This window comes from Teichococcus deserti (assembly GCF_001982615.1).
GTDB classification, from domain to species: Bacteria; Pseudomonadota; Alphaproteobacteria; order Acetobacterales; family Acetobacteraceae; genus Pseudoroseomonas; species Pseudoroseomonas deserti.
The window spans coordinates 1-2,722 of sequence record NZ_MLCO01000405.1; the positions used below are offsets into that span (position 1 = coordinate 1).

Annotated in this window: 2 protein-coding genes; one reads left to right on the forward strand and one right to left on the reverse strand. The window is 72.9% G+C overall.

Features of this window, described 5'->3' with window-relative positions:
- Positions 1-414: 414 nt before the first annotated feature.
- Positions 415-1,134: an alpha/beta fold hydrolase gene (locus tag BKE38_RS28095; RefSeq protein ID WP_076960454.1), complete on the reverse strand. Its 720-nt coding sequence runs from the start codon at positions 1,132-1,134 to the stop codon at positions 415-417.
- A 127-nt stretch (positions 1,135-1,261) separates the two neighbouring features.
- Between BKE38_RS28095 and BKE38_RS28100 the strand changes: the two genes are divergently transcribed.
- Positions 1,262-2,722: DEAD/DEAH box helicase (locus BKE38_RS28100; protein WP_408887436.1), on the forward strand; the 1,461-nt coding region annotated here is incomplete at its 3' end.

Genomic DNA, 2,722 nt, shown 5'->3' on the forward strand with positions numbered 1-2,722 from the left:
CGATATCCCGCCGGCGGCCGTGGGCGAGGCGGCCTGCGCCGTGCCCATGACCGTCCAGGCCCCCATCATGCCGCGTCGCGTCAGCCCCACCATGGGCCGAGGCTAGCGGCACAGACTTTACCGGGATCTTGCGGCGGCGGGGCGCAGCGGCGCGGTCAGCCGCCGACCCCGCCGAAGGCGCGCTCGTTGTTGCCGGTCGGGCAGGAGCAGCCTTCCCCGGCAGAGGCCGGCTGGTCCAGCTGGCACATGCAAGCGCCGGCATAGCAGGCCTGGCCCGGCGGCCCCGGCGGGCGCCAGGCTGGCGGTCAGCAGCAGTCGGGCGCGGAAGCGGCGGGACGGCATGGGCGATCCGCCTTCGGCGGCCTTCCGCTGCGTCAGATGGCGCCCCCGCGTCGGGCCCGGCAAGCCGGCGCCTCAGGCCGTGACCGTCAGCCAGTCACGCAGCAGGGCGATGCTGGCCGCGGGCTGCTCCATGGTCGGCAGATGCGCGGCGCCGGGGATGCGCACCAGCCGGGCGCCGGGGATGCCGGCGGCGATCTCCTCGGCGAGCTCGGGCGGCGTCAGAATGTCCTGCTCGCCGACCGCGACCAGGGTGGGGCAGGCGATGTCCGGCAGCAGCGGGCGGCTGTCGGGGCGCTGCAGGATGGCCAGCTGCTGGCGCAGGAAGGCCTCGCGCCCGACGCGGTCGGCCATGGCGCGCACCTCGTGGCCGAGCGGGCCGTCGACCGCGTCGGGGTGCAGCAGGCTGGGCAGCAGCCGCGGCGTCACGCCGCGGAACTGGCCGGTGCGGGTCAGCGCCATCAGCCCGCGGCGCTTGCGGGCGGCCTCCGGCGTGTCGGCGCGGGCGGAGGTGTCGAACAGCGCCAGATGGGTCACCCGCTCGGGCGCCAGGCGCAGGATCTCGAAGGCGACGTAGCCGCCCATCGACAGGCCGGCGAGCGCGAAGCGGTCCGGCGCGCCCTCCAGCACGCGCAGCGCCATGGCGCGCAGCGTGTCGTCCCGCGTCAGGTCGGCGACCCGGCACTCGGCCAGTTTTCCAGGCCCGGGGGCCTCGAGGCCGGCCACGACGTCGCGCCACAGCCGTGCGTCGCAGAGCAGCCCGGGCAGCAGCAGCAGGGGATGGGGGTTCGGCATGATACCGTGAGGGTTACGCCTGCCGCAGCTTTCCGGCAACGGGGCCTGCGCTGGTGACGGATCAGCCCCTTGAACCCGGAGAAAACCTTGCCAAGCCGGTGCGAGCGGCGCATATGCGGGGCTTCGGATGCCGGAGGACGGGCTGCGCGGTCGCGCGTGGCGGGCCGGCGCACATCCCGCCGCCTGCCGGCGAAGGAACCGACTGCCCTTGAGCGATCAGCCTGACGTGACCGCGCCCCGCGTGGCCGAAACCGAGCATCCCGACGCCCTGACCCCCGACGCCCCGATGGAGGGCCCCGTCGAGGCCGCGCCGCCGCGCGCCGTCTTCGAGGATCTGGGCCTGTCCGAGCCGCTGCTGCGCGGCGTCGCGGAGGCCGGCTATGTCCACCCGACGCCCATCCAGGAGCAGGCCATCCCGGTCGTGCTGATGGGCCGCGACGTCATGGGCTGCGCCCAGACCGGCACCGGCAAGACCGCCAGCTTCGTGCTGCCGATGATGGACATCCTGGCCGGCTCTCGTGCCAAGGCGCGGATGCCGCGCAGCCTGATCCTGGAGCCGACGCGCGAGCTCGCCCTGCAGGTGGCCGAGAACTTCGTCAAGTACGGCACCCACATGAAGCTGAACCATGCGCTGCTGATCGGCGGCGAGAGCATGGCCGATCAGCGAGACGTGCTGGACAAGGGCGTCGACGTGCTGATCGCGACGCCGGGCCGGCTGCTCGACCTGTTCGAGCGCGGCCGGCTGATGCTGGCCGACTGCAAGGTGCTCGTCATCGACGAGGCCGACCGCATGCTGGACATGGGCTTCATCCCCGATGTCGAGCGCATCGTCAGCCTGCTGCCGCCGCTGCGCCAGACGCTGTTCTTCAGCGCCACCATGGCGCCCGAGATCCGCAAGCTGGCCGATGCCTTCCTGCAGAACCCGAAGACCATCTCGGTCTCCGCCCCGGCTTCCGTCGCGACCACCATCACGACCGGGCTGGTCTATGTGCAGGAGCGCGACAAGCGCGAGGCGCTGCGCCGGCTGATCCGGTCGCAGGAGGTGCAGAACGCGCTGATCTTCTGCAACCGCAAGCGCGATGTCGACGTGCTGCACAAGAGCCTGACCAAGCACGGCTTCAAGGTCGGCGCGCTGCATGGCGACCTGGCCCAGTCGGTGCGCTTCGCGACGCTGGAGAAGTTCAAGGCCGGCGAGCTGCAGCTGCTGGTCTGCTCGGACGTCGCGGCGCGCGGCATCGACATCGGCGGGCTGAGCCACGTCTTCAACTTCGACGTGCCCTTCCGCGACGAGGACTATGTCCACCGCATCGGCCGCACCGGCCGCGCCGGGCGCGAGGGGCATGCCTACAGCATCGCGACCTCGGACGACGTGAAGCTGGTCGCCGCCATCGAGGCGCTGACCGGCAAGACCATCCCCCGCATCGAGATCGACGGGCTGGACACGGTCACCGCCGAGGAGCTGGCCGAGGCCGCCAGCGCGCCGCGCGGCGGGCGTGGTCGCGGCAAGCCGCATGGCAAGGACGCCAAGGGCGGCCGCGGACGCGACCGCGATCGCGGTGAGTCGCGCGGCGAAGGCCGCAGCGAGCGC